Source organism: Hymenobacter coccineus (genome assembly GCF_001816125.1).
GTDB classification, from domain to species: domain Bacteria; phylum Bacteroidota; class Bacteroidia; order Cytophagales; family Hymenobacteraceae; genus Hymenobacter; species Hymenobacter coccineus.
This window is the reverse complement of sequence record NZ_MDZA01000261.1, coordinates 1-1,872: the sequence shown is the minus strand read 5'-3', so window position 1 is coordinate 1,872 and position 1,872 is coordinate 1. Positions and strand designations below refer to the sequence as shown.

General features: G+C 68.6%; 2 protein-coding genes and 1 pseudogene. 1 reads left to right on the top strand and 2 read right to left on the bottom strand.

Features of this window, described 5'->3' with window-relative positions; genetic code table 11:
- Positions 1 to 389, bottom strand: a pseudogene (locus BEN49_RS26330) (hypothetical protein); the annotation flags it as partial.
- 75 nt (positions 390 to 464) lie between these two features.
- Positions 465 to 608 (bottom strand): hypothetical protein, encoded by a 144-nt coding sequence (locus BEN49_RS28070; RefSeq protein ID WP_158022928.1) that lies wholly within the window; start codon positions 606 to 608, stop codon positions 465 to 467.
- 294 nt (positions 609 to 902) lie between these two features.
- Here BEN49_RS28070 and msrA point away from each other — a divergent pair, with 294 nt between their 5' ends.
- The gene (gene msrA, locus BEN49_RS14645) at positions 903 to 1,586 is read left to right on the top strand and encodes a peptide-methionine (S)-S-oxide reductase MsrA (RefSeq protein ID WP_070744611.1); all 684 of its coding nucleotides are present in this window, start codon (positions 903 to 905) and stop codon (positions 1,584 to 1,586) included.
- Positions 1,587 to 1,872: the final 286 nt, after the last annotated feature.

Genomic DNA, 1,872 nt, shown 5'->3' with positions numbered 1-1,872 from the left:
TGCCGCCTTCGGGCAAGAACTGCACGTCGGGCGGGGGCCCCCAGTCGGCGGGCTTCGCGGCGGGGCGGCCGGTGGCGGTGGCGCGCTCGGCGGCCCGGGCGTCGGGGCCAGCGCTGCCCTCGGTGGCGGGCCACACGCTCAGGCGGCGGCTGGTAGAAGTAGTCGGGGCCGGCGTTGCGCATCCAGTCGGTATAGGCGCGCAGCTGGTAGGTGCCGGGGGCCAGCGTATCGGGCAGGGCCAGGACCCCGGGGGCCCGGCCGCCAGCCAGGTGCAGGGCCTGGCGCAGCACCACTCGGTGCTGGGCCGATACCAGCTCGACGTGCATCACCTGGCTCAGCGAGTCGGGCCGGTGCTGCTGGCCGTCCACGAGGTAGGCCCCGAACCACACCGTTTCGCCCGCCGCGTAGCCGCCCTGGTCGAGGTGCAGGTAGGGTTTTTCGGGCCGCGCGTCGGCGTAGAACGTTTACACGCCCTGCACCAGGCGGCGGATTACTTCGTCGGGGGCCCCGGCGGCGGGGCGCAGGGCGGCCGTGCCCAGGCCCAGCAGGCCCAGGCCAGCGAGGGCGTACCAACGGAAACGATGCGGCACCGGGTAGGGCGTAGGCATGGCGGGTGGCGGTAAGGAGGAAGGAAAGGAAGCCGGGGTCGGGCCCTGGGCCAAAAGGCAATACTATGTACAAATGGTTGCTAAGTAGTTCGTGAAACCCGCCACCAGCCGGTGCGCGCCCGGCGAATTGCCGCGCTGCCGGGAGCCTATTCGGCCAGCTTTTTGTTAAGAAAGCAGCATCTGTGCGACGGGCCGTGTAAGGTTCGCCGCGCGGGGCCGTCTACCGGGCCGGGCCCCGCCCCCATCCGGCGGGGCCCGCCGTTGCGTACTTCAGCTTTCACTTCGACTATTCCTATGAAAAACCTATTGCACACGGCCGCCGGCCTGGCCTTGCTGGCCGGCGCCACCGCCTGCGGCTCGCCGCAGGCCCAGGCGCAAGCCAAGCCCGGCACCCCCACGCGCTCCACCGCCGGCTTCGCCCCGGCCAACGCCGCCGGCCTGGCGCAGGCCACCTTCGCCGGGGGCTGCTTCTGGGCCCAGGAAGAGGCCTTCGAGCAGCTAAAGGGCGTGAAGCAGGTGGTGAGCGGCTACACCGGCGGCACCGTGGCCCACCCCTCCTACGAGCAGGTAGCGGGCCAGGAAACCGGCCACACCGAGGCCGTCGACATCTACTACGACCCGAAGGTGATCAGCTACCAGCAGCTGGCCGACGTTTTCTTCACCGCCTCGCACGACCCCACCCAGCTCAACCGCCAGGGCCCCGACACGGGCCCCGAGTACCGCTCGGCCGTGTTCTACCGCACCCCGGCCGAGAAGAAAATGCTGGAAACGACCATCGCCAAGGTGAACGGCTCGAAGGAGTACGACGGCAAAATCGTGACCCAGGTGGTGCCGCTCCAGCAGTTCTGGCCCGCCGAGGGCTACCACCAGGGCTACTACCGCCTGCACCCCGACAACCCCTACATCGAGAACGTATCGGCCCACAAAGTGGAGCACGTGCAGAAGCTGTTCCCCAACCTGCTGAAGCCCGTGCTGTAGGGTCCTGATTATTCTCCGGTAAGTACAATAAAAAGCTCCCAGCTCACGCAGCCGGGGGCTTTTTTTGCATTATGGAGCGAGGCTTTGCGGCCGGCAGTTACCTTTGGTTTTAGGTCCACCTCGCCTTCCACCTCGCCTGCCGCTGCATGCCCCTCGTTTCTGCGCCTGCCCCCGGTTTCGATTTCCAGTTGGTGTTTGCCGCCCTGCCCACCCCCCACGCCCTGCTGGGCCCCGGCGGCCAGGTGCAAGTGCTGAACGACGCCCTGCTGGCCCTGCTGCCCGGCCC

Coding starts and splice junctions, on each gene's coding strand:
- BEN49_RS28070 (WP_158022928.1), bottom strand. CDS start 608: ATGCCTACGCCCTACCCGGTGCCGCATCGTTTCCGTTGGTACGCCCTC.
- msrA (WP_070744611.1), top strand. CDS start 903: ATGAAAAACCTATTGCACACGGCCGCCGGCCTGGCCTTGCTGGCCGGC.